The following is a 26,357-nucleotide window of genomic DNA, read 5'->3' on the forward strand; positions in this document are numbered from 1 at the left end:
GATCACCCACTGCCGTCACGAAGAGGCTCGCCAGATAGCTCTGGGTTGCCCACAGATCGCCCGCCGCGAGAACCTTCCGCGCCTCGGGACACGGATACGGCTGCCGGCATGCCCCACAGCACCACCCTGGACGCTGCGGCCGGTGGGCGGTCACCAGCGCCGGCCCACGTTGGCGCGACGCGCCTGGTCCCGCATCGACCAGGACGCCCGGTCGGGGTGCGGGTAGGCGTGCGTCGGTGCGTTCGCCCATCCCGGGCGCAGAGGAGTCGGCTCGGCTGGCTCCGGGTTCCGCAGGCGATCCGGGCAGTGCCGCCACCGAAGGCCGCAGGCACATGCGCGGGACCATCGGCGGCGACGGTGAACGAGATCGGAAGGTATCGGCTCCATCGCTCTGTGTAGAGGCATAGTGTCAACATTGGCGGACCCGTAGGCAGGTCGTCAACCCCCTCGGTGACAAGTTGCCTACCCGTGTCACCGGATGGTCCGACCGTGCGTGTGATGGCCCTCTCGGAGGTCGCCGACTATCTCGGCGTCTCCCGCCAGCGCGCCGCGATCCTGGTCGACCGCCCGGACTTTCCGGCCCCGATCGACACCCTGACCGTCGGCCGGATCTGGGACGCGGTCGAGGTCCGCGCCTACGCCGCGAAACGACGAGAGCGCAACGAGGGCGGCGCGGGCTAGAAAGCTCGGTCGCCGGCCGGCCTGCCCGTCGGCCGGGTCACGATGCCCGACCCGCCCCGGGGTGACGTGGCAGGCTGACAGGCATGGGAACGACACCGCGCGTACGTGCCCCCAAACTGCGGGGCAGGCAGTGGCTCAACACCGGTGGGCGGGAGCTGAAGCTCGCCGACCTGCGGGGAAAGATCGCCTTGTTAGATTTTTGGACCTTCTGCTGTATCAACTGCCTGCACGTGCTCGACGAGTTGCGCCCGCTGGAGGAGAAGTACGCCGACGTGCTGGTCGTCGTCGGGGTGCACTCGCCGAAGTTCGAGCACGAGAAGGACCCGGCTGCCCTGGCCGCCGCCGTCGAGCGGTACGGCGTGCACCACCCGGTGCTCGACGATCCCGAGCTGGACATGTGGCAGCAGTACGCGGCGAAGGCGTGGCCCACCCTGGCGGTGGTCGACCCGGAGGGGTACGTGGTCGCCACGATGGCCGGCGAGGGTCACGCCGAGGGGCTGGTTCGGCTGGTCGACGACCTGATCGCCACGCACGAGGCGAAGGGCACCCTGCACCGGGGCGACGGGCCGTACGTGCCGCCGACGCCTCCGGAGACGACGCTGCGTTTCCCCGGCAAGGTCGTGCTGCTCGGCGGCGGCAACCTGCTGGTTTCCGACTCGGCCCGGCACAGCCTGGTCGAGCTGGCCCCGGACGGCGAGACGCTGATCCGGCGGATCGGCTCGGGTGAGCGGGGCCGGGTCGACGGGCCGGCCGCCTCGGCGGGGTTCGCCGAGCCGCAGGGGCTCTGCCTGCTGCCCCCGCACGTGGCCGAGGTCGCCGGCTACGACCTGCTGGTCGCCGACACGGTCAACCACCTGCTGCGCGGCGTACGCCTGGACACCGGCGAGGTGACCACGGTCGCCGGCACCGGCCGGCAGTGGCGCTCCACGGTCGACGACCACGCCCACGACGCGCTCTCCGTCGACCTCTCCTCCCCGTGGGACCTGGCCTGGTACGACGACAAGGTCATCGTGGCGATGGCCGGCATCCACCAGCTCTGGTGGTTCGACCCGGTCAAGCGGACCGCCGGCATGTGGGCGGGCACCACCGTCGAGGCGCTGCGCGACGGGCCGCTGCCCGAGGCGTGGCTGGCCCAACCCTCCGGCCTGTCCGTCTCCGCCGACGGGGCGCGGCTCTGGGTGGCCGACAGCGAGACCAGCGCCATCCGCTACGTGCAGAACGGCGTGCTCGGCACCGCCGTCGGGCAGGGGCTGTTCGACTTCGGGCACGTGGACGGGCCCGCCGACCGGGCGTTGCTCCAGCATCCGCTGGGGGTGTGCGCGCTGCCCGACGGCTCGGTGCTGATCGCCGACACCTACAACGGCGCGGTCCGCCGCTTCGACCCGGCGACCGGCCTGGTCGCCACGGTGGCCGACGGGCTGGCCGAGCCGAGCGACCTGGTGCTCACCGCCGACGGCGGGGTGCTGGTGGTGGAGTCGGCCGCGCACCGGCTGACCCGGCTCGCCCCGGGCGCGTTGACCGCCGCCGGGGCGGACACCGTGGACGGTCCCCGGCACCGGCTGGAACGCAAACCCACCGACGTCGCGGCCGGCGAGGTGACCCTGGAGGTGATCTTCACGCCGGCGCCGGGGCAGAAGCTGGACGAGACGTACGGGCCGTCGACCCGGCTGGTCGTCTCGGCCTCGCCGCCGGAGCTGCTGGTCGAGGGGTCCGGCACCGGGACCGAGCTGTCCCGCCGGCTGGTGATCGACCCGGCCGTACCGCAGGGGGTGCTCCAGGTGACCGCCCAGGCCGCCACCTGCGACGCCGACGTCGAACACGCCGCCTGCCACCTGACCCGGCAGGACTGGGGTGTCCCGGTGCGAGTCGTCGACGACGGCGCGACCCGCGTCCCGCTGGTGCTGCGCGGCCTGGACACCTGAGCGCCCGGCGGACGGGCACCGGACCCGCCCGGCCGGGCCATCAGGGCGAACGGGCGACGGTCAGGCGAACGGGGTCGGGGTGACCCCGGCGTCGATCAGCGCGGCCCGCACCAGGGCGGCCGAGGCGACCGCGCCGGGGCTGTCCCCGTGCAGGCAGATCGAGGCGACCGGGCACGGCACCACGGTCCCGTCGACCGCCACCACGGTGTGCTCGGTGGCCATCCGGACCGCCCGGACGGCCACCTCCTCCGGGTCGGTGACCAGCGCGCCCGGCGCGGTACGCGGCACCAGCGCCCCGGTGGGCAGGTAGCCCCGGTCGGCGAAGCCCTCGGCGACCACCCGCAGTCCCGCGCCGACGGCGAGCTGGGCGAGGGTGGAGCCGGGCGCGCACAGGATCGGCAGCTCGTGGTCGTACCCGGTGACGGCGGCGACCACGGCGGCGGCCTGCACCTCGTCGGTGGCCGCCGCGTGGTAGAGCGCGCCGTGCGGTTTGAGGTAGCGGACCCGGGTGCGGTACGGCCGGCAGAACGCGTCGAGCGCCCCGAGCTGGTAGGTGACGTCGTCGCGCAGCTCGTCGAAGCCGTACGCGATGTGCCGGCGGCCGAAGCCGGCCAGGTCGCGGTAGCCGACCTGCGCGCCGACGGTGACGCCGCGTTCGGCGGCGGCGGCGCAGACCCGGCGCATGGTCGACGGGTCGCCGCCGTGGAAGCCGCACGCCACGTTGGCGGAGGTGACCAGGTCGAGCAGCGCCTCGTCGTCGCCGAGCCGCCAGATGCCGAATCCCTCGCCGAGGTCAGCGTTGAGGTCCATGGAACCTCACCGTAGTCCCCGGTCGGGCCTGCGCGAGCCCCGCCACGTCGTCCACCACGCCGATCACCGGGTAGCCGCCGGTGGTCGGATGGTCAGCCAGGAAGATCAACGGTTGGCCGTCGGCGGGCACCTGCACCGCCCCGAGCACCACGCCCTCGCTGGGCAGTTCCCCGGCCACCGCGCGGGGCAGCGCCGCGCCGACCAGTCGCGCGCCGACCCGGTCACTGACCGGGCTCACCGTGTACGCCGTGCCAAGCAGCAGTGCCATCGCCCCGGCGGTGAACCAGTCGGCGCGTGGGCCGGGGCGCAGGGTCAGCCACAGCTCGTCCGGCACCGGCCGGCCGACGGTGAAGTCCACCGGCGCGGGTGGGCCGGCCGGTCGGCCGAGCGGGAGCAGGTCGCCGTCGCGGACCGGGGGTGGGCCGAGGCCGGCGAGGGTGTCGGTGGACCGGCTGCCGAGCACGGGCGGGACGGCGATCCCGCCGTCGACCGCGAGCCAGTTGCGCAGTCCGTGCCGGGGCGTGCCGATTCGCAGCACCGCGCCCGCCGGCACCGCCAGCGGCCGGCCTACGTCACCGGGCCGACCGTCGACCCGGACGTCGACGTCGGCCCCGGTCACCGCCACCGTGCCGGCCCGGGTCAGCCGCAGCTCGCACCCGCCGAAGGTCAGCTCCAGACCGGCGGCGTCCGCCGGGTTGCCGACCAGCCGGTTCGCCAGCGCCAGCGCCGCCGGATCGAGCGCCCCCGACCGGGGTACGCCGAGATGCGCCCACCCGGGCCGTCCCAGGTCCTGCACGGTGGTACGCGGTCCCGCCCGCCGTACCTCGATCGCGCCTGCGGTGTCCTGCGGTGCGGTCATCCGGTCACCAGCCGGACCCGGGTGCCCGGGGTGAGGGTGGCGGGTGGGTCGGCCGACACGTCGAACAGGGTCAGCGTGGTCCGCCCCACCAGCAGCCAGCCGCCCGGCGACGCGCTCGGGTAGATCCCCGCGTACGGGCCGGCCAGGGCCACCGAGCCGGCCGGCACCCGGGGGCGCGGGGTGGGTAGTCGGGGCACCGCGTACTGCGGGGGCAGCCCGGTCAGGTAGGCGAAGCCGGGGGCGAACCCGCAGAACGCCACCCGGAACTCGGTGTTCGCCAGGCGGTGCACCACCTCGGGTACGGTCACCCGCCAGTGTGCGGCGACCCGGGGCAGGTCCTCCCCGTCGTACACGGTGGGCACCTCGACGGTGGTGGCCCCGGCGGCGGCGACGGCCGGGCCGGGGGTCCAGCGGGCGATCCGGGCGGCCGTCGACTCCGGGTCGGGCACCCCGTCGAGCAGGACGGTGCCGGCGGCCGGGACGATCTCGGCGGCGGTCAGCTCACCGGCCTCCCGGCGACGCCACAGCTCGGCCCGCCACTGTTCCACCTGGGCGGGGTCGTCGCAGTCGAGCAGGAGGGCGTGCCGGCCCACGGGTCGGATCCGCATTGCGCCATACTCTCCGATCGATGGGCCGTCCAGGGTCGCCAGACTCGACAGGTCGGTGACGGGTCGCACTACCTAGAAGTAACCTACGGTGCCGTAACCTGTTTGCGTGACCACCTCCGCACCGCTTCGACTCAAGCCTGTCGACATCGGTAAGCCCCGGATGCGCGGCTGGCTGCACACCTACGCGTTCTTCGTCGCGCTCGTCTGCGGCATCGTCCTCAGCGCCGTCGCGGCCACCCGGCCCGGCTGGACACCCCTGGTCAGCTGCCTGATCTACAGCGTGACAGTCTGCGGTCTGTTCGGCACCAGCGCCCTCTACCACCGCCGGGTGTGGTCGGAGCGCGGCTACCAGATCATGCGCCGGATGGACCACTCGATGATCTTCGTGTTCATCGCCGGGACGTACACCCCGCTCTGCGTCCTGCTGCTCGACAGGCGGATGGCCATCCTGATGCTCGGCCTGGTCTGGGGCGGGGCGCTGGCGGGTGTCGCCGTCAAGCTGATCTGGCCGCACGCCCCGCGCTGGGTCTCCGCGCCGCTCTACCTGGCCCTCGGCTGGGTGTCGGTGGCGATCCTCCCGCAGATCCTGCGCCAGGGCGGGGTCACCGTGCTGGTGCTGCTCGCCGCCGGAGGCGCGGTCTACAGCATCGGTGCCGTCTTCTACGCGCTACGCCGGCCGAACCCGTGGCCCACCGTCTTCGGCCACCACGAGTTCTTCCACGCGTGCACCCTGATCGCCGCCCTCTGTCACCACATCGCGATCTACTTCGCCCTCTTCGCCTGACCCCACCCGACCCCGGGAAAGAACCGCAGACAGTTCGAGGGCCCCGCGCCGTTGCGGGGCCCTCGAGATCATGGGGTGCGGGACGGTCAGACCGGGTAACCCGAGCCGCGCGTCTCGCGGTACTCCTCACGCACCACCTGGCCGCCCTGCACCGGCACGACCCGGTCGGCGACGACCTGGTCCTGCCGCACCGCGGTGGTGACGACGGCCCGGCGGCGGCTGTTCCAGAAGTAGAGGGTGGTCAGCAGCCCGACGACGCCGGCGAGCATCAGCACCCAGCCGACCACGTCGAGGTTGAGCCATCCCAGGTTGGCGTCGATGGCGAACGCGAAGATCGCGCCCACCGCGATGAGGAAGATGCTGGCACCGATGCCCATGACGTCGCCTCCTTGGCTGTCAGCTGGCGTTACCCACCCGCCACGGCCATCGAGGGCATCGATGAGCGAGTGGCATCCATCGACTTACCCAGGCGGCCCCCGCCCCAATCAGGCAAGCTGGTGCAATGACGGACGGCGAGGCCGACACACGGACACTGGTGCTGCTCCGGCACGCCAAGGCCGAACAGCCCACGACCGGCCCCGACGTGGAGCGCAGGCTCACCGCACGCGGGCACGCCGACGCCGCCGCCGCAGGTGCGTGGCTGACCCGGCAGGGTCTGCTCCCCGACGTGGTGATCTGTTCGGCGGCCCGGCGCACCAGGCAGACCTGGCACGACGTGGCGCTGGGCATGACCGGGTCCCGGCCGGAGGGTGCCCCGGCGGGGACGGCTCCGGTGGTGCGGTACGCCGCCGCCGCGTACGAGGCGCACCCGGACGACCTGCTCGACCTGGTGCGGACGGTCGAGCCGGAGGCCGGCACGGTGCTGCTCGTCGCGCACAATCCGGGCGTCTCGCTGCTCTCGGCGCTGCTCGACCCGGACCGGGCCGACCGGGAGGGGCTACGGACCAGCGACCTGGTGGTGCACCGGACGGCGGCGCCGTGGGCGCAGTTGACCCCCGGCGGCGCCCCGATCGTCGACCGGCACACCGCCCGCGGCTGACCCTCTCGGGCCGCCGCACCGGTCACGGGCCGCCGCACTGGTCACGGGCCGGGCGCGGGCAGCGGGCCGGGCGCAGGCAGCGGGCCGGGCGCAGGCAGCGGGCCGAGTGCGGGCACCGGCGGCGGGCCCGGCCGGTGACGACAGCGGACCCACACCCCGGCCACGGGCGGCAGCGGACCAGCCGCGCGGTCAGGACGGGGGCGCGGTGGGCGGCGGCGGGTCGGGCGGCGGCGGCATCATCGCGGTCGGGTGGGAGAGCCGGTTCTCCTCGACGATGAGCGTGCGGGCGCGCTTGCGCCGGTCCTGCCAGAACCACAGCGTGGTGAGCAGTACGGCCAGCCCGGCCAGGATGAACACCCAGCCGACCGCGCGCAGGTCGATCCACCAGACGTTGGCCCGGATGGCGAACGTCATGATCGCGCCGAGCGCGATGAGAAAGATGCCGCTACCAATACCCATGTGCGCTGCACTCCCCCGTGCGGTGGCCGTTGGGCGTGCCCTGACGACGTGGTCCGCGCGGCTTACCCGCCCAGCCTCCCGGCTATCGGGGTTGGGGCGGGCAATCTGGGGGGACGGGGCCGATGTTGCGGTATCCAGGCGTTCGGATACCGCAACATCGGCCCCGTTGCGAACTATCGACCGGCGGGGATCAGAACGCCTCCTCCGGGAGGTCCATGATGTCCAGGTCGGCACCCTCGATGATCCGGCGGTCCGCGCCGATGCGGGGGAGCACCTCGCGGGCGAAGAACCGGGCGGCGGCCACCTTGCCGGTGTAGAACGCCCGGTCGGTGGCGGAGACCTCGCCGGCCAGCGCCTTGAGCGCCACGTCGGCCTGCTTCTGGAGCAGCCAGCCGACCACCAGGTCGCCGAGGGCGAGCAGGAAGCGGCGGCTGCTCAGACCGACCTTGTAGAGGCTGCGGGCGTCGCCGCCCTGGGCCTCGCCGAGCCAGCCGGTCAGCACGCCGAGGATGTTCTGGATCTCGGCGAGCGCCCGGCCGAGCGCCAGCCGCTCCTCCTTGAGCTGCCCGTTTCCAGCCTCGGTGGCGATGAACTCCTGGATCTCTCCGGCGACGGCGGTGAGCGCCCTGCCGTTGTCCCGGACGATCTTCCGGAAGATCAGATCGAGGCTCTGGATCGCGGTGGTGCCCTCGTAGAGGGTGTCGATCTTGGCGTCCCGGACGTACTGCTCCAGGGGGTAGTCCTGGAGGAAGCCCGAGCCGCCGTAGGTCTGCAGCGCCTCGTGGCCGAGCAGCTCGTACGCCCGCTCCGAGCCGACGCCCTTGACCAGCGGCAGGAGCAGGTCGTTGACCCGCTTGGCCAGCTTGGTGGCCGCCTCGTCACCGGCCGCCTCGGCGACCGCGACCTTGTCCTGCCAGGTGGCGGTGTAGCAGACCAGCGCGCGCAGGCCCTCGGCGTACGACTTCTGCATCAGCAGCGAGCGGCGCACGTCCGGGTGGTGGGTGATGGTGACCCGGGGGGCGGCCTTGTCGGCCTGCTGGATCAGGTCGGCGCCCTGCACCCGGTTCTTCGCGTACTCCAGGGCGTTGAGGTAGCCGGTGGACAGGGTGGCGATCGCCTTGGTGCCGACCATCATCCGGGCGTACTCGATGATCATGAACATCTGCCGGATGCCGTCGTGCTTGTCGCCCAGCAGCCAGCCCTTGGCCGGCACGCCGTGCTCGCCGAAGGTCACCTCGCAGGTGTTGGAGACCTTGATGCCCATCTTGTGCTCGACGTTGGTGGCGAAGACGCCGTTGCGCTCGCCCAGCTCACCGGTCTCGGCGTCGAAGTGGAACTTCGGGACGACGAACAGCGACAGCCCCTTGGTGCCCGGCCCGCCGACGCCCTCCACACCGACCGGACGGGCCAGCACGTAGTGCACGATGTTGTCGCTCAGGTCGTGCTCACCGGAGGTGATGAACCGCTTCACGCCCTCGATGTGCCAGGAGCCGTCCGGCTGCTGGACGGCGCGGGTGCGCCCGGCGCCGACGTCCGAGCCGGCGTCCGGCTCGGTCAGCACCATCGTGGAGCCCCACTGCTTGTCGATGAAGAGCTTGGCCCACTTCTGCTGCTCCTCGGTGCCCTCGACGTGCAGCACGTGCGCGAAGGACGGGCCGGAGGCGTACATCCAGACCGGGGCGTTGGCGCCGAGCACGAGTTCGGCGAGCGACCACCAGAGGGCGCGCGGGGCGCTGCTGCCGCCCAGGGACTCGGGGAGGTCCAGCCGCCAGAACTCGGAGTCCATGAACGCCTGGTACGACTTCTTGAACGACTCCGGCAGCGGCGCGGTGTGCGTGGCGGGGTCGAAGACCGGCGGGTTGCGGTCGCTGTCGGTGTAGCTGGCCGCAAGGTCCTCGCGGGCCAGGCGGTCGACCTCCGAGAGGAAGCTGCGGGCGGTGTCGACGTCCAGGTCCGTGTACGGCGCCTGGCCGAACGTCTGGTCCGCCCCGAAGACCTCGAACAGGTTGAACTCAAGGTCCCGAAGGTTGCTCTTGTAGTGGGTCATGTTCGCTGGCCCCGCTTCCGGACAGGTGTTACCGATCAGTAACCCCCACTGTATTACTCACGGGTAGGCAGCGACAACCCGGTCACGGAAGTGACGGCGATTACATACCCGGCGGTTCAGCTCTCGGCCGCGCCGACCTCCCACGAGGGCACCGCCACCGTCACCCCGCTGCGCGGGCCGGTGTACTCCATCAGGACCAGGGCGATGTCGTCGTCGAGCCGGCCGTGCACCCACTCGACCAGCGCGGTCTCCAGGGAGGCCAGGCCGTCGCCGACCGTGCCATGGCCGAGCAGCCGCCAGGCCCGGTCGGCGGTCGGGAAGAACTCGCCGTCGCGGCGCGCCTCGCCGAGGCCGTCGGTGAACAGCAACAGCCGGTCCCCCGGCTCCAGCCGCTCGACCCGGGGCCGGACCACCGGCATGAACCCCAGTGGCGGGGCGGGGGCGGGCGGCTCCAGCGGGATCACCGCACCCCGGCGCAGCAGCAACGGCGCCGGGTGGCCGCAGTTGACGATGGTGAGCGTCCCGCCGCGCTCCTCGACCACGGCCGCGGTGACGAAGTCCTCGTCCCCCACGTTGCGGGCCACCGCCCGGTCCAGGTCGGCCACCACCGCCCGCAGGTCGGGCCGCTCGTACGCGACGTGCCGGTAGGAGCCGAGCACGATGCTGGCGAGCCGGACCGCGTCCAGCCCCTTGCCCCGCACGTCTCCGATGATCATGCGAACGCCGTACGGGGTGTCGATCGCCTCGTACAGGTCGCCGCCGATCTCGGCGGTGGCCGTGGGGGAGATGTACCGGGCCGCCACCGCCAGGGTGCCCACCTGCGGGCCGAGCGGACGCAGCACGGCCTGCTGGGCCACCGAGGCCAACCTGGACAACTCGCCGATCCGCTCCACCTGCCCCTGCCGGACCGCCGCCACGCTCGCCGCCACCACCGTGGCGACGGCGATCCCGACCAGGGACACCGCCGTGGGTAGCTCCATCGCCGGATCGGCCACCGCGAAACCGGCCCCGACCAGCAGCGCGAGGAAACCCACCCCGGCCACCGCACGCCACGAGGCGAAGCCGGCGGCCAGGATCGGCGCCACCGTCATCAGCGCGACGTAGTGCACCGCACGGCCGTCGGCCGACTCGATCGCCGAGACGAGCGCGAGCAGCCCGACGGCCGCGCCGACGCCGGCGCGGGACCCGGGACTCAGTGGGCCTCGGCCCAACTGGAAGGCATGTTTACGTACGTGGGACAGCATGCCTGATGGAACCGGACGGGAGAATGAACCTAGCCCCACGATTGAGGGTGTTCTACCCACCCGTCCCGCTGCTGCCACCGTTCGCCGTCAGCCCAGCACCTCGTACCTGACGGTCAGCGCACCCACGTCGACCGAGGCGATCGTGGCGAAGGCGGCCCGGGACAGGTCGATGCAACGCCCGTCGATGAACGGGCCACGGTCGTTGATCCGTACGGTGACGGACTTGCCGTTGGCCGGGTTGGTCACCCGGACCTTGGTGTTGAACGGCAGGGTCTTGTGGGCGGCGGTCAACGCGCTCGGGTCGAAGTTCTCCCCGTTGGCGGTCAACTGACCCTCGTCGTAGAAGGACGCGCCGCAGGAGCCGCTGTCAACGACGGTGCTCTTCGGGGCCGCCTTCTTGGTGGTGGCGGACGGCTTGGGCGCGGGGGTGCGCGGCCTGCTCCGGGAGGCGGCCTGGGTGCGGGTGGCCTTCGGGCTGGCGGTGACCGTGGGCGACGGGCTGGCGCTCGGGGAGGCGGTGGCGCTCACCGACGGGCTCGGGGTAGGCGCGTCGGTGGTGGCGGCCGTGCCGGGGGCGAACGTGTCCACCACCACGGGGGCCGGCGCGTCGTCGGCGGTCAACTGCACCGCGCCGACGGTGCCGCCGACGGCGAGCGCGACACCGATCGCGGCGGTCGCGGCGATGCCGGCGGGCGAGGAGAAGATCCGGGTACGGGTATGCCTGCCGACCACCGGCTCGGTCCTTTCGTATGCCTGCATGACGGCTCGGACCGTAACGACAGAAGCACTTCCGAAGTCAACGTGATCATGGTGGTATGCCCGGAATTACAGTGATACGTGTGACCGATCAGTCGAGGACCGCTGGGCCGCACGGGCCAGAATGCCACCGTTGGCATTCGGCACCGAGGATGTGGGCATGACCGTCGCACTGCGTGACCGCCTGGCCGAGCTGTTCACCTGGGTCGATCCGGGACCCGGCAGCAGCCACCTGGTCAGCGACGTCTCCCGCTGGTGGCGGGACCCGCAGGTGCTGGCCGGGCTCGGTCCGGCCCTGGTCGCGCCGTTCCGCACCGACCGGCCCACCGTCGTCGTCGCCCCCGCGGTGACCGGGCTGATGCTCGGGCCGCTCGCCGCGACCGCGCTGGGCGTCGGCTTCGTCCCGGCCCACAAGCCCGGCGACGGACGCCTCCCCGCCGGCCCGCTGACCTGGGCCCAGAGTCCACCCGACTTCCGGGGCCGGCAGGTCGACCTCGCGGTACGCGACGACCGGCTCGGCGCGGACGACCGGGTGCTCATGGTCGACGACTGGGTCGCCACCGGCGCCCAGGTGCGGGCCGTACGGGACCTGTGCGCCGCCCGGGGCGCGCACTGGGTGGGCGTCGCCGCCGTGGTCGTCGACCTGCCCGACCCGGTCGCCGCCGAACTGGGCGCACACGGGCTGCTCACCCCCGCCGACCTGCCCTGACCACGCTCCGGTGTCAGCCCGGCCAGGTGAGCCGCACGAACTCCTCGACCGCCGTGCAGACCTGCCCGAGCACCTCGGCCGAGCGGGCCAGCGGGCCGGGCACCAGCAGACCGTGGTCGGCGTCCGGCACCTCCAGCACGTGCGGGGTGAGCCGCCGCGCCACCGCGCCGTCCCACGCCCCGTCGGCCGTACCGCCGACCAGCAGGAACGGCGCGGACGCCCGGTCCAGCGCCGCCACCACCTCGGGCCGGTGCAGCAGCGGCGTCAACCAGATCGCGGCCAGCCCCCGGTCGGCGGCGAGTGGGGCGGCCAGGGTGCCGAGCGACTTGGCGACCAGCAGATCAGTCGGTGTCCCCAGCGTCGGGGCGACCTGCCCGGCGACCCAGTCCATCGCCACCGACGGGGGCGCGCCGTCCATCCCGATCCCCTCCGGCGGCTGCCAGCCGATCTCGTGGACCTCGAAGCCCGCCCGGCGCAGGCCCTCACCCGGGTAGGCGAACAGCGGGTAGTGGGTGTCGTAGCCCCGTCCGGGGACGAGTACCGCGCGTCGGTCCATGGTTCCTCCCGTCGTCGGACCCACCGTAGCGACGGCGGAGCCGACCGTGGGGGCGTCGAAACCGGGCGACGGGCGAACGGCACGGCGGTAGCCTCGGCCGCATGTGGCCACGGATCGGCGGACTCCGCACGCTCGCCCTCGGCACCCCCGGCGAGCTGCGCACCACGCTCAACACGCTGGTGCTGGCCGGGGTGAAGACGGCCACCGCCGGCCTGCTCACCGAGTACGCCGACGAGACCGAGGAGTTGGAGCACGTCGGCGAACGGCTGGTCCTGGTCGACGACCGGGACGCCCTCGTCGGGGTGGTCGAGGTGACCGGGATCGAGGTCGTCCCCTTCGCGGGCGTCTCCTGGGACTTCGCCCGCTCCGAGGGGGAGGGGGACCGGTCCATCGAGGACTGGCGGGCGGGGCACGCCGGCTACTGGGCGCGGGTCGGCACCCCGGTCACCGACGACACCGAGATCGTCTGTATCCGGTTCCGGCTGGTCTCGGCCGGCGACGGCGGGACGCCCACCGGCGACCTCGGCACCTGAACAGCCCCCGGGGACGGCACCCCGGTCAGGCCGTCCGCAGCTCCGGCAGCAGCCGGGTGGCGACGTCGGCCAGGACCGCCTCGTCGCCCGCGTACCAACTGCTGGCCCGGGGCCAGTGGGTGATCACGTCGGTGAAGCCGAGCGCCGCCGCCCGCGCCACCTGCTCGGCGAAGAAGTCGGCGCTGCGCAGTGAGAAGACAGGTGCCGAGTCCAGGGAGAGGTAGCGGGGCAGGCTCGCCGGGTCGCGGCCGACCTCGCCGAGGGTACGGTCCATCCGGGCGCAGAGCGTCGCCACCCCGTCCCACCAGGCCGTCAGCTCCTCCTCACCGGTTCCGGTGGTGACCCAGCCCTGACCGAACCGGACGGCCAACCGCATCGACCGGGGCCCGTTGGCGGCCATCACGAACGGCACCCGGGGCTGTTGCACGCAGCCCGGGTTGTTGCGGGCGTCCACCGCGCTGAACCAGTCCCCCCGCCAGGTGGTGCCGTCCTCCCGCAGGATCAGGTCCAGCAGTTCGGTGAACTCGCCGAACCGGTCCACCCTCGGCCGGGGCGGCAGCGTCTCCCCGCCCAGCACCGCCGAGTCGAAGCCGATGCCACCCGCGCCGAGGCCCAGCAGCAGCCGCCCACCGGAGATGTCGTCGAGGGTGGTGACCTGCCGGGCGAACGCCGCCGGATGCCGGAAGTTGGGCGAGGCGACCAGGGTGCCCAGCTGGACCCGTTCGGTGACCATGGCGGCGGCGGTGAGCGTCGACATCGAGTCGAACCAGGGACCGTCTACCAGGTCCCGCCAGCCCAGGTGGTCGTACGTCCAGGCGTGGTCGAAGCCCCACTCGTCCACCTGCTGCCAACGCCGACGCGCCTCCGGCCAGCGCTGGTCGGGAAGGATCACGATGCCAATCCGCATGATCGCCAGCGTACGTCCCGCCGCCGGCCCTGCCCTTCCCGCGCCGGGTGCCCGCGCCCACGTGGGTCAGTCAGGTCGGGTCTGCTCCTCGGTCTCCGACCACGGGACCGCCTGCATCGCGATCGGCCGGTAGGCCAGCGCGCGGTCGACGACCTCGGTGGCCGTCAACTCCGGGGTGGTCGTGAAGATCAGATCGGAGACGTCCGGACAGACGAGGTCGAGTTCGAGTCTGTCCAGCCAGTCGTTCAGCTCGCCGTCGTCGGCATAGTCGAGCCGCATGATCCGCTCGACGAGGGCGACGGCCTCGTCCCGGGTCAGCTTCGCCTGCACGGCGACCTCCTCGGAGCAGGGTCGATGGCACCCCACATGATCCTCGACGGGGAAGTGTCGAGGTTTCCCGCCGTGGCCGTCATCCAGGTCGGCCCGGGAGCGCGCGGGTCGGGTGGTCCTGGCGCGTCCTTTCGAGCTGATGTCGTCAACGAATCAGGCGCGGTGAGTGGGGCGTGACAGGTGGCCCGGCGGATGGCAGGCGACGAACGGCGTGCTGTGCTGACGTCGACACCGCTGCGGCCACCAGTGCGAATCGTTCACGTCATCAGGTCTGAAGGACACGCACGTGTGTGTCCGCTCCGCCGCAATGCTGGCCCCGACGGCTTCAGGCCGCCGGGGTCACCGCCTGGGTAGCGTCAGCCCTGACAACTCGCCAGCAGGAGCCACTTCACGCAGGTGTTCAGTTCCGGTGCGGTGTGGGGGTGCGATACCGCTCCGCCGGATCACGAGCCCTGGTGAAGGTCGGTCGGGCATGTCATCATTCAGTGAGCGAAACGTGACTCGATATGGGGTTCCCTCGTCAGTGCCCGACCACCGGGCCTGAAGCGAGGGCGCTCGATATCGGCGCCACGTAGCGCTGACGAAAAAAGGGCCAGAGGAGCGAAGGGAGACGTAGCCGCGACCTCAGGGTCGCACGCGGCACGCCGGGCACCTGCCCCTGCGTCCCGCATGCCCGCTCGTCAGTACAGCTACGTAAAGGATCAGCGCCTTGAACTCGGAGACGATCCACGCCTTTGGCGTGCTTTTACTCCTACTCGCCGGGATCATCTTCCTGTCGTTTGTCGCCTGGCTCACCTTCTGCTACGCGATCGCCCGCCTGCCCAACGGAGAGGTGCTCGTTCGGCAAGCCCCGAAGGTCATCGAGGCATTCGACATCAGGAGCTGGGGAGATGTGCTGCTGCCCTGGCGGATCATCACGCGCGGCCTTCACGGGATCGCCGTGTTGGCAGCCAGAGACCCCGGTGGTGTGAGCGGCGAACCGCAAAGCCAACAGGCGAAAGTGGCTACCGGCCCCACCGACCAAGGGCCGTCGCCACCACCGCTGACCAGCCCGTAAGCGCCTGCCATCGGCACGGTGCGCCCTGGTTGGCCACTGAACATCGAAGGCCCTGACTCGGATTTGCATCCTGGTCAGGGCCTTCGTGGTGGAGCGGGTGACGGGAATCGAACCCGCACTGTCAGCTTGGGAAGCTGATGTTCTGCCATTGAACTACACCCGCAAGCGGCACCACTGTACCTGAGGTGACCACACCCGCGCACCCGGGCACCCCCGCGCGTCGTCGACACCGGTCGTGACCACCGGAACACGAAGGGTGCAAAAGAAACGGTCAGATGTTTCACACAAGCAGCTTGGGGACGTTCTCAAACGTGTCGATCAGTTGTAACGTCACCCCCACGTTCACGACCTCGGTGCGACATACCCCCTGTCGCGCCGCCAGAAAGAGGTGGGCCCATGGGACTGCGTCCCAACCTGCTGACCCGGCGTGCCGCCGGTGTCGCGTCGACGACCTTCGCGCTGCTGCTGAGCACCGCTGCGGTGGGCGTCGTACCTGCGGCTTCCGCGTACTCCGCAGCCCCCGACAACACGTCCTGCGCGGAGCCGGCCGACGCCCACGCGGACGTCCACTCCGACGCCCGTGTCCGTGGCGGCAGCAAGGCCGCCCACAAGCGGCACGATCCGAACGCGCTGACCGCCCAGCAGGTCCAGGAGCGGGAGGCGGACTTCGCCCTCGCCCTGCGCAACAGCGCCCTGCGGTCGAAGTCCAGCCACCGCAGCGGCTCGACCGAGGGCACGACGGTGGCACTGGCCCCGATCAGCGTCCCGGTCGTCGTGCACGTCATCCAGCGGGACAGCACCCGGGCCGGGGGCAACATCCCCGACTCGATGATCAACTCGCAGATCAGCGTGCTCAACCAGGCGTACAGCGGTGCGACCGGTGGGGCCGCCACGGGTTTCACCTTCCAGCTCCAGAAGATCAACCGGGTCACCAACGCGTCGTGGTACCCGATCGTGCAGGGTTCCTCCGCCGAGCGGGCGATGAAGACCCAGCTGCGCACCGGCGGCAAGAACACCCTCAACATGTACCTGGGTGAGCTGAGCGACGACCTGCTCGGCTGGGCGACGTTCCCCAAGCGCACCCTGGACGTGATGGACGGCGTCGTGGTGCTCGGCGAGTCGCTGCCGAACGGCACCGCCACCAACTACAACCTGGGCGACACCGGCACCCACGAGGTCGGTCACTGGCTGAACCTCTACCACACCTTCCAGGGTGGCTGCTCGGGCTCGGGCGACGGCGTCTCGGACACCCCGGCCGAGCGTGAGCCGGCCTACCAGTGCCCGACCGGTCGGGACACCTGCACCGCGACCGGCAAGGACCCGATCACCAACTTCATGGACTACACCTACGACTCGTGCATGTACCAGTTCACCGCTGGGCAGGCGAGCCGCATGGTGAACGCCTGGAGCGCGTACCGCGCGTCGGCCTGACCCGGCTGGCACGGCACAGCGTCAGGTGCCGGCTCCGTCCCTTGGGGACGGGGCCGGCACCGTCGTTTCCGGGGTCAGGCGGCGGTGCGGCGGGTGTCGAACCCGTGCCGTCCGCGCCGGGACGGTCGCTGGTCGGGCAGGCCGGCGACACCGTGCCGACCGGGAACCGGGTCGAGCCAGACCTGCACGGCGGGACGCCCGGCGTCGCCGCCGAACGGGCCGCCGTGCTCGCGCCGGGTGAGCATGGCGACGTCGACACTGAACTCGAAGAGCCGCCAGTCGACCTGGGGCGCGGCCCGACCGATCTCGGCCACCAGCGCCACCCGGGCCGGATCGGTCACCGGCTCGGCGCGACCGGCGACGTACGCCTCGTCGTCGCTCTCCTCCGGCGGGAACGAGTGGAGCGCGTAGCGGCCGTCGCGTTCGAGGTCACGCCGCTTGGGCGAGTCGACGACGAAGCAGAACAACCCGCCGTCGGTGACCAGCGGGCAGACCGGGTGCACCCGGGGACCGCCGTCGGCGCGGACGGTGGCCAGGTAGCCGAAACCCGACCCGTACTGCTGGAGGAGAAGGCGGATCCCGTCGGCGAGGCGGGGCTCGTCGGCGGCGAATGCGGACCAGGATGCCATGCGGTCATCCTATCGAACAGGCGTTCTAAAATCAGTCCGACACGCAGGTCGAACGGCCCGACGTACGCCTCGGCGCCAGCGACGACGCCGGTCGGTGGGGCGGCCCGGTGGGCGGGTCCGGCCGGGGCGCTGGATATGGTGTCCCGATGCTGCTCTCCGACCGGGACCTCGTCTCCGAGATCAAGGCGGGCGCGCTGGCGCTGGAGCCGTTCGAACCGAGTCTGGTGCAGCCCTCCAGCATCGACGTGCGCCTCGACAAGCTGTTCCGGGTGTTCAACAACCACCTCTACACCCACATCGACCCGGCGATGCAGCAGGACGACCTGACGTCGATGGTGGAGGTGCCGGCGGGCGAACCGTTCGTGCTGCACCCGGGCGAGTTCGTGCTCGCCTCCACGCTCGAGGTCATCTCGCTCGGCGACCAGCTCGCCGGCCGGCTGGAGGGCAAGTCGAGCCTCGGCCGGCTGGGGCTGCTCACCCACTCGACCGCCGGTTTCATCGACCCGGGTTTCTCCGGCCACGTCACGCTGGAGCTGTCGAACGTGGCCAACCTGCCGATCACCCTCTGGCCGGGCATGAAGATCGGGCAGCTCTGCATCTTCCGGCTCTCCTCGCCGGCCGAGCACCCGTACGGCTCCGCGGTGTACGGATCGCGCTACCAGGGCCAGCGTGGGCCGACGCCCAGCCGCTCCTGGCAGAACTGGCGCACCTGGCCCATCGGCTGACGCGGCGTGCCGTGTCCGGGCCCCGGGTCCGGGGCCCGGACACGGTGGCTCAGCCGGGTCGGCCGTAGCTGTTGACCGGCCCGTCGTCGACCCGCTTCATCGTGATCGGTTTGCCCGCCTGGGAGGCGTGCACGACCCAGCCGTCCCCGACGTACATCCCGACGTGGTGCAGGTCGGAGTAGTAGAAGACCAGGTCGCCGGGGCGCAGGTCGGCCCGGCTCACCCGGTCGGTGACCTGGCGCTGCTGCCGGGCGTTGTGCGGCAACGACACCCCGGCCTTCGCCCAGGCGGCCATGGTCAGCCCGGAACAGTCGTAGTTGTTCGGGCCGGCCGCGCCCCACACGTACAGCTTGCCGATCTGGGCGCAGGCGAACTTGACCGCCGTACCGGCCGGGCCACCGGGGTAGCCGGCGGGGCACGGGGCCGGGCGCAGCTTGCCACCGCCGCCGTTGCCGTAGACCGTCAGCCGCAGCTTCTGCAACCGGTCGATCTCGGTGTTGATCTGCTTTTTGCGGGCCGCGAGCTGTGCTTCGGTACGGGTGAGCTGGGCGACCATCTCGTCCAACGGCGCTTTGGTCGCGGCGAGTTCGTCGCGGAGCTGGGCGACCTCCCGCACCTCGCGCTGCTGGCGGCTGGCGAACCGGTCCAGCAGCCCCAACTGTTCGACCACCTGGCTCGGGCTGCGGCTGCCCAGCAGGGCGTTGACGGTGGACACGTTCTCGCCCTTGTACGCCTGCACGGCGAGGCCGCTGACCTGGTTCATCGCCTGGTCGACGCGGCGTTGCAGGGGGGCGATCCGCTTGCCGAGCGCGTCGGCCTGCCGGCGCTTGGCGGCGAGGTCGATGCGGGTGGCGTTGTGCTGTTCGATGAGCGGTTCGAGCTTGTTCCAGTCCTGGTCGATCTGTCGCTCGATCTCGGCGACCGAGGGGTCGGCGTGCGCCGCCGTGGGGCCACCTGTCAGAACGACCGCGGCGGCGGCCAGGGTGGCGAGGGTGGTGGTGAAGCGGGACCAGCGTGGGCGCGGCACCGTCGTGTTCCGGGCGACCTGGGTCGTCCGGTGCGACGGTGGCCGCGGGGCATGGTGTGCCACCGGGCTCCGGGCTCCTTCTTCCTCGACCGCCTACCGGGTTAGCTGACGGGTTCGGGCGGGAAGGGAGCGCCCTACCGCGGTGGTCGCGGATTCACCCCGGCGTACCTGGGTCCCCGGCTCGCCCGGAGGCGACTCGGCGGTGCCGGTCGACGCCACCCCGGGCGGGGCGGACCTGGTGCCGACCGACGATTGACCAGAGTAGAGACGCTCGTTATCGATCCGCAACCCGCCGGGCCGGCACACTCCGTGACCGGAAAACACGCAACCCCCGGCCCATCGGGCCGGGGGTTGACGTATGTGCTGGTCAGGGGCGGCGGAAGCCGGCCACCGGCATGTAGTTGATGCTGGTCACCTGGACCGGCTTACCGGTCCGGGGCGCGTGCACCATCATGTCGTTGCCCAGGTAGAGCCCGACGTGGTGCAGGTCGCTGAAGAAGAACACCAGGTCTCCGGGGCGGGCCTCGGAGCGCGGGATGGCCTTGCCCTCGTTCCACTGCGCACCGGTGAAGTGGGTCAGCGAGATGCCTGCCGCCTTGTACGCGAACTGGGTGAGCCCGGAGCAGTCGAACGAGTTCGGCCCGGTGGCGCCCCAGACGTACGGGTCACCGACCTGCGCGCAGGCGGTCGCGATCGCGGTCCGGGCGGCGGAGCTGACCACGCCGTTGATCGTGGGGCAGCCGTTCACCTTCACCGTGGTCTTCGGCATCGCCGCCTGCAACCGCTTGATCTCGGTGTTGATCTGGGTCTTCTTGGCCGCGAGCTCCTTCTCCTGCTTCACCTCGGCGGCGATCAGGGTGTCGAGCTTCTGCTTCTCGGCGTCGTACTTGCGGCGGACCACGAGCACGGCCTCGACCTCCCGGCGCTGCTCGGCGGCGAGCCGGTCCAGGATGGTCAGCTGCGTGGCGAGGGTGCCCGGCTTGGTGGTGGTGAGCAGCGCGCTCAGCTCCTGCGAGGGGCCGGACTTGTAGTAGCGGGAGGCGAGGTCACCGACCCGGCCCAGGGCTAGTTCGCTCTGCAGGGCCAGCGGCTCGATCTTCTTCTGGAGGTCGGCCGACTTCTTGCGGTTGACCTTGAGCTGGGCCCGGACCTTGTTGTAGTCCTCGATGGTGGGTTCGAGCTGCTCCCACTGCTTGTCGAGAGCCGCCTCGATCTCCTCGGGCGACGGCGCGGCGTGGGCCGGCACGGCGAGCATCCCGGCACCGACGGCGACCGCCGCGACCAGGGTGAGCAGGCGGCGGGCGACCCGCCGGAGGGCTGCCGGCCGGGCGGGCGGCTGGCCCTGGGCGTGACGGTGAGGGGGCATGGTTGCCACCGGCGTCGACTCCTTTGCAACCGACCGCCGGGCGCCTCGCTAAGGGGAAGAAGGAGGCAGACGTCCCACAGCGGCCGGTGCAACATTAGGGGCAGTCACGGTGGGGAATCAAGGCGGGTGGGCACTCCATCACATCAGTGCAATCGCTTGCACACAAAGGGTGTCCATTCAATTTCCAACGATGGCAGTCAATACATCGTCGAGCGTGACCACGCCCAGCGGACGGCGACCGTCGCTGACGAGCACCATGTGCCGCCGCTCGCGCCGCATCGCCAGCAGCAGATCGGCCAACGTACGGTCCGGCGGAACCACCGCCAGCGGCCGGTAGACCTCGGCCGGCACCGGCGCGCGACGGGCCACCCCGGCGTACCCGAGAACGTCCTTGACGTGCACGAACCCCAGCACCCGGCGGGTGGAACGCTGCACCACCGGGAACCGCGACCGGCCCGTACTGGTCGCCAGCACCTCCAGCGAGGCCGGTGAGACGTCCTCGGCCACGGTGGTCACCGTGGACCACGGTTGCAGCGCGTCGGCCGCCGTCCGGTCGTGCAACGCCAGCGCCCCGGTGATCCGGGCGTGCTCCTCGGCGTCGAGCAGCCCCTCGGTGCGGGCCTGGGCGACCAGTCCGGACAGCTCCTCGGCGGTGAAGACCGTCTTGACCGCGTCGGTCGCCTCCACCGCCCACAGCCGCAGCACCTGCCGCGCCGCCCACTTCATCGCCAGTAGCAACGGCTTGGTGGCCAGGCAGAACGCCAACATCGCCGGCCCCAGCCAGAGCGCCGACGGCTCCGGCCCGGCCAGGGTGATGTTCTTGGGCACCATCTCGCCCACCACGGTGTGCAGGAACACCACCACGGCCAGGGCGATCAGGAAGGAGACCGGGTGCACCGCGCCCGCCGGCAGCGGCACCGCGTGGAACACCGGCTCCAGCAGGTGGGCCAGGGCCGGCTCGGCGATCGCACCCAACCCGAGCGAACAGACGGTGATGCCGAGCTGCGCACCGGCGATCATCAGCGGGATCTGGTTCATCGCCGACAACGCCCACCGGGCCCGCTGGGAGGTGGCGGCCAACGGCTCCACCACCGTACGACGCGACGCGATCAGCGCGAACTCGCTGCCCACGAAGAACGCGTTGCCGAGCAGCAGCACCACCGCGACCAGCAGCTCAGTCATCGGCGTGCGGCTCCTCGGGACGGACCACCCGCACCTGTTCGATCCGGTGCCGCTCCACCTCCACGACGGTGAACGCGTAGCCGTCCGCACAGGTCGTCTCGCCCGGCAACGGGATGTGCCCCAACCGGGCCATCAGGAAGCCCGCCAACGTCTCGTACGGGCCCTCGGGGAGCCGGAAGCCGGTCTGCTCGAACAACTCGTCCCCGCGCAGCACCCCGTCGACCAGGACGGTCCGTTCCCCGCCCGGCACGGTCAGCCCGGTGGCGTGGGCGTCGTCCACGGTGGCCGGGTCGAACTCGTCGGCGATCTCCCCGACCAGCTCCTCGACCAGGTCCTCGACGGTCACCACCCCGTCGGTGCCGCCGTACTCGTCGACGACGATGGCCAGGTCGGACCCGGCGGCCTTCAGCGCCGCCAGCACGCCGTCGAGGTCCAGGCTCTCCGGGACGTACACCGGCTCGCGGGCGACCGAGGCGACGGTGGTGCGGGCCCGCGCGGCCAGCGGCACACCGAGCGCGTCCGGCACGGCCGCGACCCCGGTGACCAGGTCGAGGGTCTCCTCGAAGACGGGGAACCGGGTGCGGCCGGTCCGCCGGGACAGGTCCAGCAGCTCGGCGACGGTGGCGGTGGCCCGCAACGCGATCACGTCCACCCGGGGGGTCATCGCCTCGGCGGCCCGCTTGTCGCCGAAGCGGATGGTCCGGCGCAGCAGCATCGCGGTGTCCGGCGGCAGCGCGCCCGCCCGGGCCGAGATGGCCGCGAGCAGCCCTAGTTCCTCCGGGGAGCGGGCGCTGGCCAGTTCCTCCTGCGGCTCCACCCCGAGCTGGCGGACCAGCCGGTTCGCCGAGTTGTTCAGCCCTCTGATCAGCCAGCCGAAGGCCCGGGAGAAGGCCCGCATCGGCCCGGCGGTGACCAGCGCCGCCGGCATCGGCCGGGCCAGCGCCAGGTTCTTCGGCACCAGCTCACCGAAGAGCATCGACAGCAGGGTGGCCAGCGCCAGCGCAAGCAGCGGACCGAACCGGTCGGCACCGCCCAGCGGGGCCAGCAGCGGGGCGAACAGCCGGGACAGAGCGGGCTCGGCCAGGTAGCCGGTGAGCAGCGCGGTGAGGGTGATGCCGAGCTGCGCCCCGGAGAGCTGGAAGGACAACTCGCGCAGCGCCCGGCGTACCGTGGCGGCGGTGGCGTCGCCGGCCTCGGCCCGCCTGTCGATCTCCGCCCGGTCGACGGTGACCAGGGCGAACTCGGCCGCGACGAAGAACGCGTTGCCGGCGGTCAGCAGCACGAAGCCGGCCAGGGGCAGCAGCGTGCCGAGCAGCAGTGAGTCGATGGGTGTGATTGTTTCAGATCCGCCCCCGGCGGTCACCGGGGCGTGGCACACGGTCACCGGTGTCGCCGCCGGGCCGCCCACGGGCGGGGTTCGCGTTCCGGGGTTAGCGTGAACGGCATGGCACCGCTCACCCTCGCTGACGAACTGGTCCTGCTCGCCTACGACGACACCGGCGTGAACCGGCTGGGCCGGCCGCACCTCGACTACGGACTGTCCGGCGCGGTGCTGCTCGAACTGGCGCTCGCCGGTCGGGTCGAGGTGACCGACGACCGGCTGGTGGTGAAGGATCCGACGCCGGTCGGCCACCCGCTGCTCGACGACGCCCTCGCCCGGGTCGCCGCCGACGGCAAGCGCCGCCGGCCCAAGGACTGGATCAGCCGGCTGGCCAAGGGGCTGCCCGACCAGGTGCTGTCGGGACTGGTCGACGCGGGGGTGCTGCGCCGGGATTCCGACCGGGTGCTGCTGGTCTTCCCGCGTACCCGCTATCCGTCGCCGACCGGCGCGGAGCCGGCGGCGGAGACGGCGGCCCGGCAGCGGATGGTCGACGCGCTGCTCGCCGACGGCCCGGTGGAGGCCCGGACGGCCGCGCTGCTCGGCCTGACCCGCGCGGTGGGGCTGGACCGCAAGATCTTCCGGGAGTTGCCGAAGGAGCGGCTCAAGGCGCGCACCACGGAGATCGCCGACGGGGACTGGGCGTCCGCGGCGACGAAGAAGGCGATCGAGGAGACCCAGGCCGCGATCATGATGGCGACCACGGTCACCACCACGGCCGCCATCATCACCACGACGTCCTGACCGTGACCGTCACGACGCCCTGAGCACCGCCACGGCGGCGGCACCGGTGGGTGCCGCCGCCGTCGTGCGTCCGCCCCGAGGGCGACGGTACGGCCTCAGCCGGCGGTCGGCGCGGTCTCCTGCTGGCCGGGCGCGGTGTCCGACCTGACCGAGCGCAGCAGCACGCTGGCCACGTCGACCACCTCGACCTGCTCGCCCGCCCCCTTGCCGTTGACGCCGTCGTTGAGCATCGTCGAGCAGAACGGGCAGCCGACGGCGACCGTCCGCGCCCCGGTGGACATGGCCTCCTCGACCCGGTCCACGTTGATCCGCTTGCCGATCTTCTCCTCCATCCACATCCGGGCGCCGCCGGCACCGCAGCAGAAGGAGCGCTCGCTGTTGCGCGGCATCTCGATCAGGTCGGTGTCGGCCCTGCCGCCGCCGTTGATGGCGCTGCCGAGCACCTCCCGGGGGGCGGCGAAGACCCGGTTGTGCCGGCCCAGGTAGCAGGGGTCGTGGTAGGTGACACCGCCGTCGACCGGCTGCACCGGGGTGAGCCGGCCGGTGCTGACCAGGTGGGCCAGGAGTTGGGTGTGGTGTACCACCTCGAACTCACCGCCGAGCTGGCCGTACTCGTTGCCGAGGGTGTTGAAGCAGTGCGGGCAGGTCGCGACGATCTTGCGCTTGGCCGGTTCCCGGCCCTCGAACGCCTCGTTGAGGGTCTCGACGTTCTGCTGGGCGAGCATCTGGAAGACGAACTCGTTGCCGATCCGGCGGGCCGGGTCGCCGGAGCAGGTCTCGCCCTCGCCCAGGATGGCGAAGGAGACCCCCGCCTCGTTGAGCAGGGTGGCCACCGCGCGGGTGGTCTTCTTGGCCCGGTCCTCGAACGCGCCGGCACAGCCCACCCAGAAGAGGTACTCGAAGTCGTCGACCTCGCCGACCCGGGGCACCTCGAAGCCCAGCCCCTTGGTCCAGTCCTCGCGGGTGTTCTGCGGGGCGCCCCACGGGTTGCCCTTGTTCTCCAGGTTGCGCAGCATGACGCCGGCCTCGGACGGGAAGCTCGACTCGATCAGCACCTGGTAGCGCCGCATGTCGACGATGTGGTCGACGTGCTCGATGTCGACCGGGCACTGCTCGACGCAGGCCCCGCAGGTGGTGCAGGACCACAGCACGTCCGGGTCGATGACGCCGCCGGCCTCGGCGTCGCCGATCAGCGGCTTGTCGGCCTCGGCGAGGGTCAGCACGTCGAGGTGGGCGAGCTGCGCCGCGGTGGCCTTCTCCTCGCCGGTGAGATCCTTGCCGCCGCCGGCCAGCAGGTAGGGCGCCTTGGCGTACGCGTGGTCGCGGAGGCTGAGCACGAGCAGCTTGGGCGACAGCGGCTTGCCGGTGTTCCAGGCCGGGCACTGCGACTGGCAGCGCCCGCACTCGGTGCAGGTGCTGAAGTCGAGCAGGCCCTTCCAGGTGAACTGCTCGACCTGGGCGACGCCGAACTGGTCCTTCTCGGGGTCGGCCTCCTCGAAGTCGAGCGGCTTGCCGTTGCTCGTCATCGGGCGCAGCGGGCCGAGCCCGGAGCCGGCGGGCCGGGCCGGTTCCCGCTTGAAGAAGATGTTGAAGAACGCCAGGAAGCGGTGCCAGGCGACGCCCATCGTCACGTTCAACGCGATGACGATCAGCCAGGTCATCGAGATGACGATCTTGATGAGGGCGGCGACGCTCACGCCGGCCGACCAGGCGGGCAGCAGCGCGCCGAGGGCGTGGCTGACCGGGGTGGCCCAGAGCGGGTACTCGAAGTGGTCGGTGGCGACCTTGAAGCCACGGATCACGAACCCCATGACCAGCACGGCGAGGACGACCGCCTCGACGAAGTAGCCCTGCCACATGGTGGAGCCGGTGAACCGGGAGCGCCCGCCCGGCCGGGTCGGCCGGTTGCGGACCCGGATCGCGATCAGTACCAGGATGCCGACCGTGCCGAGCACCGCGATCACCTCGGTGACCAGGCCGTAGACGGCGAGGCCGCCGATCAGCGGCAGGCCACCGGTCGGCGAGACGACCTCGAAGTACGCCTCCAGCACCAGCAGCGACAGCACGATGAAGCCGACCATCACGAACCAGTGCGCGGCCCCCACCACGCCCCACCGGAGCATCCGGGTGTGGCCGGCCGTCTCGACCAGCATCGTCTTCGCCCGGGTGCCCTTGTCGGCGAACCGCTCCGGCGCGGGTTGCCCCAGCCGGATGACGGCCACCATCTTCAGCACCGCGCGTACCGCGAGCCACACCGCCACTGCGGTGATGGCGGCGGCGAGGACCGTGGTGACGATCTGGACGCTGCCCATCGAGTTGGCCTCCCGGTCTGCTGCCTGTCGAGCGGCTCGGCGACCGGGGGCCGGCTCAGGGGGTGGCCGGCGTGCCGCCGCCGCACCCCCGACCGGACCGGTCGATGACCTCGCTCCGCTCGGTCATGCAGTGCAGCCTACGCGAAAGTTACCCAACGGTAACGTGAGTCTTCTCGCACCAGGCCACGCCGCCCTGCGGACACCATAGGGCTCCCGACGCCGAAGCGCCGGGTCGGGGCCGTCCGGGGTGACCTGGGACGTG

27 protein-coding genes, 1 tRNA gene and 1 riboswitch are annotated in these 26,357 nt (G+C 71.9%); of the genes, 10 read left to right on the forward strand and 18 right to left on the reverse strand.

Going from position 1 to position 26,357, the window contains the following annotated elements; all coding sequences use genetic code 11:
* Positions 1-498 precede the first annotated feature (498 nt).
* Together ACN265_RS30655 and ACN265_RS30660 are read left to right on the forward strand one after the other, a co-directional pair.
* Positions 499-681, forward strand: coding sequence for a helix-turn-helix transcriptional regulator (locus ACN265_RS30655; protein ID WP_281901504.1), 183 nt, complete (start codon positions 499-501; stop codon positions 679-681).
* Positions 682-764: 83 nt separating this feature from the next.
* Positions 765-2,603, forward strand: coding sequence for an NHL domain-containing thioredoxin family protein (locus tag ACN265_RS30660; RefSeq protein ID WP_421410855.1), 1,839 nt, complete (start codon positions 765-767; stop codon positions 2,601-2,603).
* Between the two features lie 60 nt (positions 2,604-2,663).
* Here the strand turns inward: ACN265_RS30660 and ACN265_RS30665 are convergent, their stop codons facing one another.
* Genes ACN265_RS30665 through ACN265_RS30675 form a run of 3 tightly spaced genes read right to left on the reverse strand, consistent with a single transcriptional unit; the run spans position 2,664 to position 4,880 of the window.
* Positions 2,664-3,413, reverse strand: coding sequence for a LamB/YcsF family protein (locus ACN265_RS30665; protein ID WP_421410856.1), 750 nt, complete (start codon positions 3,411-3,413; stop codon positions 2,664-2,666).
* The gene (locus ACN265_RS30670) at positions 3,397-4,272 is read right to left on the reverse strand and encodes a biotin-dependent carboxyltransferase family protein (protein ID WP_421410857.1); all 876 of its coding nucleotides are present in this window, start codon (positions 4,270-4,272) and stop codon (positions 3,397-3,399) included. The genes ACN265_RS30665 and ACN265_RS30670 overlap by 17 nt, the downstream gene beginning before the upstream one ends.
* The gene (locus ACN265_RS30675; protein WP_421410859.1) at positions 4,269-4,880 is read right to left on the reverse strand and encodes a 5-oxoprolinase subunit B family protein; all 612 of its coding nucleotides are present in this window, start codon (positions 4,878-4,880) and stop codon (positions 4,269-4,271) included. Before ACN265_RS30675 ends, ACN265_RS30670 begins: the two co-directional genes overlap by 4 nt.
* A gap of 106 nt (positions 4,881-4,986) precedes the next feature.
* Between ACN265_RS30675 and trhA the strand changes: the two genes are divergently transcribed.
* A complete protein-coding gene (gene trhA, locus ACN265_RS30680) occupies positions 4,987-5,664 on the forward strand; it encodes a PAQR family membrane homeostasis protein TrhA (protein WP_357924972.1) in 678 nt (225 codons plus the stop codon).
* Positions 5,665-5,750: 86 nt separating this feature from the next.
* Here the strand turns inward: trhA and ACN265_RS30685 are convergent, their stop codons facing one another.
* A complete protein-coding gene (locus ACN265_RS30685; RefSeq protein WP_420115798.1) occupies positions 5,751-6,041 on the reverse strand; it encodes a DUF6458 family protein in 291 nt (96 codons plus the stop codon).
* Between the two features lie 125 nt (positions 6,042-6,166).
* Here ACN265_RS30685 and ACN265_RS30690 point away from each other — a divergent pair, with 125 nt between their 5' ends.
* Positions 6,167-6,703 (forward strand): SixA phosphatase family protein, encoded by a 537-nt coding sequence (locus ACN265_RS30690; protein WP_421410860.1) that lies wholly within the window; start codon positions 6,167-6,169, stop codon positions 6,701-6,703.
* 189 nt (positions 6,704-6,892) lie between these two features.
* On the opposite strand, the gene ACN265_RS30695 is transcribed toward ACN265_RS30690, so the two are convergent.
* The 4 genes from ACN265_RS30695 to ACN265_RS30710 all read right to left on the reverse strand — a co-directional run bounded on the left by ACN265_RS30695 (position 6,893) and on the right by ACN265_RS30710 (position 11,185).
* Positions 6,893-7,162, reverse strand: a complete 270-nt coding sequence (locus ACN265_RS30695) for a DUF6458 family protein (RefSeq protein WP_067300694.1) — start codon at positions 7,160-7,162, stop codon at positions 6,893-6,895.
* A 190-nt stretch (positions 7,163-7,352) separates the two neighbouring features.
* A complete protein-coding gene (locus ACN265_RS30700) occupies positions 7,353-9,209 on the reverse strand; it encodes an acyl-CoA dehydrogenase (RefSeq protein ID WP_421410862.1) in 1,857 nt (618 codons plus the stop codon).
* Positions 9,210-9,325: 116 nt separating this feature from the next.
* Positions 9,326-10,453 carry a PP2C family protein-serine/threonine phosphatase gene (locus ACN265_RS30705; RefSeq protein WP_357924961.1) on the reverse strand — a complete coding sequence of 376 codons (1,128 nt, stop codon included), beginning with the start codon at positions 10,451-10,453 and terminating at the stop codon, positions 9,326-9,328.
* Between the two features lie 87 nt (positions 10,454-10,540).
* Positions 10,541-11,185 (reverse strand): septal ring lytic transglycosylase RlpA family protein, encoded by a 645-nt coding sequence (locus ACN265_RS30710; RefSeq protein ID WP_421410864.1) that lies wholly within the window; start codon positions 11,183-11,185, stop codon positions 10,541-10,543.
* Between the two features lie 184 nt (positions 11,186-11,369).
* Here ACN265_RS30710 and ACN265_RS30715 point away from each other — a divergent pair, with 184 nt between their 5' ends.
* Positions 11,370-11,918 carry a phosphoribosyltransferase gene (locus ACN265_RS30715; protein WP_421410865.1) on the forward strand — a complete coding sequence of 183 codons (549 nt, stop codon included), beginning with the start codon at positions 11,370-11,372 and terminating at the stop codon, positions 11,916-11,918.
* A 13-nt stretch (positions 11,919-11,931) separates the two neighbouring features.
* Here ACN265_RS30715 and ACN265_RS30720 read toward each other — a convergent pair whose 3' ends face one another.
* Positions 11,932-12,474 (reverse strand): alpha/beta hydrolase, encoded by a 543-nt coding sequence (locus ACN265_RS30720; protein WP_421410867.1) that lies wholly within the window; start codon positions 12,472-12,474, stop codon positions 11,932-11,934.
* Between the two features lie 101 nt (positions 12,475-12,575).
* On the opposite strand from ACN265_RS30720, the gene ACN265_RS30725 reads away from it, so the two are divergent.
* A complete protein-coding gene (locus ACN265_RS30725) occupies positions 12,576-13,007 on the forward strand; it encodes an ASCH domain-containing protein (RefSeq protein WP_204925592.1) in 432 nt (143 codons plus the stop codon).
* Positions 13,008-13,032: 25 nt separating this feature from the next.
* Here ACN265_RS30725 and ACN265_RS30730 read toward each other — a convergent pair whose 3' ends face one another.
* Together ACN265_RS30730 and ACN265_RS30735 are read right to left on the reverse strand one after the other, a co-directional pair.
* Positions 13,033-13,914, reverse strand: a complete 882-nt coding sequence (locus tag ACN265_RS30730) for an LLM class flavin-dependent oxidoreductase (RefSeq protein WP_421410868.1) — start codon at positions 13,912-13,914, stop codon at positions 13,033-13,035.
* A 66-nt stretch (positions 13,915-13,980) separates the two neighbouring features.
* The gene (locus ACN265_RS30735) at positions 13,981-14,244 is read right to left on the reverse strand and encodes an e9imm peptide (protein WP_420118273.1); all 264 of its coding nucleotides are present in this window, start codon (positions 14,242-14,244) and stop codon (positions 13,981-13,983) included.
* A gap of 709 nt (positions 14,245-14,953) precedes the next feature.
* Between ACN265_RS30735 and ACN265_RS30740 the strand changes: the two genes are divergently transcribed.
* On the forward strand, positions 14,954-15,301 hold the full coding sequence (locus tag ACN265_RS30740) for a hypothetical protein (RefSeq protein WP_421410870.1): 348 nt from the start codon (positions 14,954-14,956) through the stop codon (positions 15,299-15,301).
* An 89-nt stretch (positions 15,302-15,390) separates the two neighbouring features.
* On the opposite strand, the gene ACN265_RS30745 is transcribed toward ACN265_RS30740, so the two are convergent.
* Positions 15,391-15,464 (reverse strand) — tRNA-Gly (locus ACN265_RS30745).
* Between the two features lie 233 nt (positions 15,465-15,697).
* Here ACN265_RS30745 and ACN265_RS30750 point away from each other — a divergent pair.
* Positions 15,698-16,732, forward strand: coding sequence for a zinc metalloprotease (locus ACN265_RS30750; protein WP_420118255.1), 1,035 nt, complete (start codon positions 15,698-15,700; stop codon positions 16,730-16,732).
* A 74-nt stretch (positions 16,733-16,806) separates the two neighbouring features.
* Here ACN265_RS30750 and ACN265_RS30755 read toward each other — a convergent pair whose 3' ends face one another.
* The gene (locus ACN265_RS30755) at positions 16,807-17,361 is read right to left on the reverse strand and encodes a pyridoxamine 5'-phosphate oxidase family protein (RefSeq protein ID WP_357924931.1); all 555 of its coding nucleotides are present in this window, start codon (positions 17,359-17,361) and stop codon (positions 16,807-16,809) included.
* 146 nt (positions 17,362-17,507) lie between these two features.
* On the opposite strand from ACN265_RS30755, the gene dcd reads away from it, so the two are divergent.
* Complete coding sequence (gene dcd, locus ACN265_RS30760; protein ID WP_204925586.1) at positions 17,508-18,086, forward strand: dCTP deaminase; 579 nt, start codon at positions 17,508-17,510, stop codon at positions 18,084-18,086.
* A gap of 49 nt (positions 18,087-18,135) precedes the next feature.
* On the opposite strand, the gene ACN265_RS30765 is transcribed toward dcd, so the two are convergent.
* The 4 genes from ACN265_RS30765 to ACN265_RS30780 all read right to left on the reverse strand — a co-directional run bounded on the left by ACN265_RS30765 (position 18,136) and on the right by ACN265_RS30780 (position 22,961).
* Positions 18,136-19,176, reverse strand: coding sequence for an NlpC/P60 family protein (locus ACN265_RS30765; RefSeq protein WP_204925585.1), 1,041 nt, complete (start codon positions 19,174-19,176; stop codon positions 18,136-18,138).
* A 12-nt stretch (positions 19,177-19,188) separates the two neighbouring features.
* Positions 19,189-19,325: riboswitch (cyclic di-AMP (ydaO/yuaA leader) on the reverse strand.
* A gap of 155 nt (positions 19,326-19,480) precedes the next feature.
* On the reverse strand, positions 19,481-20,479 hold the full coding sequence (locus ACN265_RS30770) for a C40 family peptidase (protein ID WP_204925584.1): 999 nt from the start codon (positions 20,477-20,479) through the stop codon (positions 19,481-19,483).
* Positions 20,480-20,656: 177 nt separating this feature from the next.
* Positions 20,657-21,661 (reverse strand): hemolysin family protein, encoded by a 1,005-nt coding sequence (locus ACN265_RS30775; RefSeq protein WP_204925583.1) that lies wholly within the window; start codon positions 21,659-21,661, stop codon positions 20,657-20,659.
* Positions 21,654-22,961, reverse strand: coding sequence for a hemolysin family protein (locus ACN265_RS30780; protein ID WP_357925765.1), 1,308 nt, complete (start codon positions 22,959-22,961; stop codon positions 21,654-21,656). The genes ACN265_RS30775 and ACN265_RS30780 overlap by 8 nt, the downstream gene beginning before the upstream one ends.
* A gap of 144 nt (positions 22,962-23,105) precedes the next feature.
* Here ACN265_RS30780 and ACN265_RS30785 point away from each other — a divergent pair, with 144 nt between their 5' ends.
* Positions 23,106-23,783, forward strand: coding sequence for a GOLPH3/VPS74 family protein (locus ACN265_RS30785; protein ID WP_421410873.1), 678 nt, complete (start codon positions 23,106-23,108; stop codon positions 23,781-23,783).
* Positions 23,784-23,878: 95 nt separating this feature from the next.
* Here the strand turns inward: ACN265_RS30785 and ACN265_RS30790 are convergent, their stop codons facing one another.
* Positions 23,879-26,095, reverse strand: coding sequence for a (Fe-S)-binding protein (locus ACN265_RS30790; RefSeq protein WP_421410874.1), 2,217 nt, complete (start codon positions 26,093-26,095; stop codon positions 23,879-23,881).
* Positions 26,096-26,357 lie beyond the last annotated feature (262 nt).

The sequence above is a fragment of the Micromonospora sp. WMMD730 genome, from assembly GCF_049178955.1.
GTDB lineage: Bacteria > Actinomycetota > Actinomycetes > Mycobacteriales > Micromonosporaceae > Micromonospora > Micromonospora wenchangensis.

Excerpts from the sequence above, each read along its gene's own strand:
- ACN265_RS30685 (WP_420115798.1), bottom strand. The coding sequence starts at position 6,041 with ATGGGCATCGGTGCCAGCATCTTCCTCATCGCGGTGGGCGCGATCTTC.
- ACN265_RS30665 (WP_421410856.1), bottom strand. The coding sequence starts at position 3,413 with ATGGACCTCAACGCTGACCTCGGCGAGGGATTCGGCATCTGGCGGCTC.
- ACN265_RS30775 (WP_204925583.1), bottom strand. The coding sequence starts at position 21,661 with ATGACTGAGCTGCTGGTCGCGGTGGTGCTGCTGCTCGGCAACGCGTTC.
- ACN265_RS30790 (WP_421410874.1), bottom strand. The coding sequence starts at position 26,095 with ATGGGCAGCGTCCAGATCGTCACCACGGTCCTCGCCGCCGCCATCACC.
- ACN265_RS30720 (WP_421410867.1), bottom strand. The coding sequence starts at position 12,474 with ATGGACCGACGCGCGGTACTCGTCCCCGGACGGGGCTACGACACCCAC.
- ACN265_RS30695 (WP_067300694.1), bottom strand. The coding sequence starts at position 7,162 with ATGGGTATTGGTAGCGGCATCTTTCTCATCGCGCTCGGCGCGATCATG.
- ACN265_RS30700 (WP_421410862.1), bottom strand. The coding sequence starts at position 9,209 with ATGACCCACTACAAGAGCAACCTTCGGGACCTTGAGTTCAACCTGTTC.
- ACN265_RS30675 (WP_421410859.1), bottom strand. The coding sequence starts at position 4,880 with ATGCGGATCCGACCCGTGGGCCGGCACGCCCTCCTGCTCGACTGCGAC.
- ACN265_RS30725 (WP_204925592.1), top strand. The coding sequence starts at position 12,576 with ATGTGGCCACGGATCGGCGGACTCCGCACGCTCGCCCTCGGCACCCCC.
- ACN265_RS30670 (WP_421410857.1), bottom strand. The coding sequence starts at position 4,272 with ATGACCGCACCGCAGGACACCGCAGGCGCGATCGAGGTACGGCGGGCG.
- ACN265_RS30705 (WP_357924961.1), bottom strand. The coding sequence starts at position 10,453 with ATGCTGTCCCACGTACGTAAACATGCCTTCCAGTTGGGCCGAGGCCCA.
- ACN265_RS30655 (WP_281901504.1), top strand. The coding sequence starts at position 499 with ATGGCCCTCTCGGAGGTCGCCGACTATCTCGGCGTCTCCCGCCAGCGC.
- dcd (WP_204925586.1), top strand. The coding sequence starts at position 17,508 with ATGCTGCTCTCCGACCGGGACCTCGTCTCCGAGATCAAGGCGGGCGCG.
- ACN265_RS30770 (WP_204925584.1), bottom strand. The coding sequence starts at position 20,479 with ATGCCCCCTCACCGTCACGCCCAGGGCCAGCCGCCCGCCCGGCCGGCA.
- ACN265_RS30755 (WP_357924931.1), bottom strand. The coding sequence starts at position 17,361 with ATGGCATCCTGGTCCGCATTCGCCGCCGACGAGCCCCGCCTCGCCGAC.
- ACN265_RS30690 (WP_421410860.1), top strand. The coding sequence starts at position 6,167 with ATGACGGACGGCGAGGCCGACACACGGACACTGGTGCTGCTCCGGCAC.
- ACN265_RS30730 (WP_421410868.1), bottom strand. The coding sequence starts at position 13,914 with ATGCGGATTGGCATCGTGATCCTTCCCGACCAGCGCTGGCCGGAGGCG.
- ACN265_RS30785 (WP_421410873.1), top strand. The coding sequence starts at position 23,106 with ATGGCACCGCTCACCCTCGCTGACGAACTGGTCCTGCTCGCCTACGAC.
- ACN265_RS30750 (WP_420118255.1), top strand. The coding sequence starts at position 15,698 with ATGGGACTGCGTCCCAACCTGCTGACCCGGCGTGCCGCCGGTGTCGCG.
- ACN265_RS30715 (WP_421410865.1), top strand. The coding sequence starts at position 11,370 with ATGACCGTCGCACTGCGTGACCGCCTGGCCGAGCTGTTCACCTGGGTC.
- ACN265_RS30660 (WP_421410855.1), top strand. The coding sequence starts at position 765 with ATGGGAACGACACCGCGCGTACGTGCCCCCAAACTGCGGGGCAGGCAG.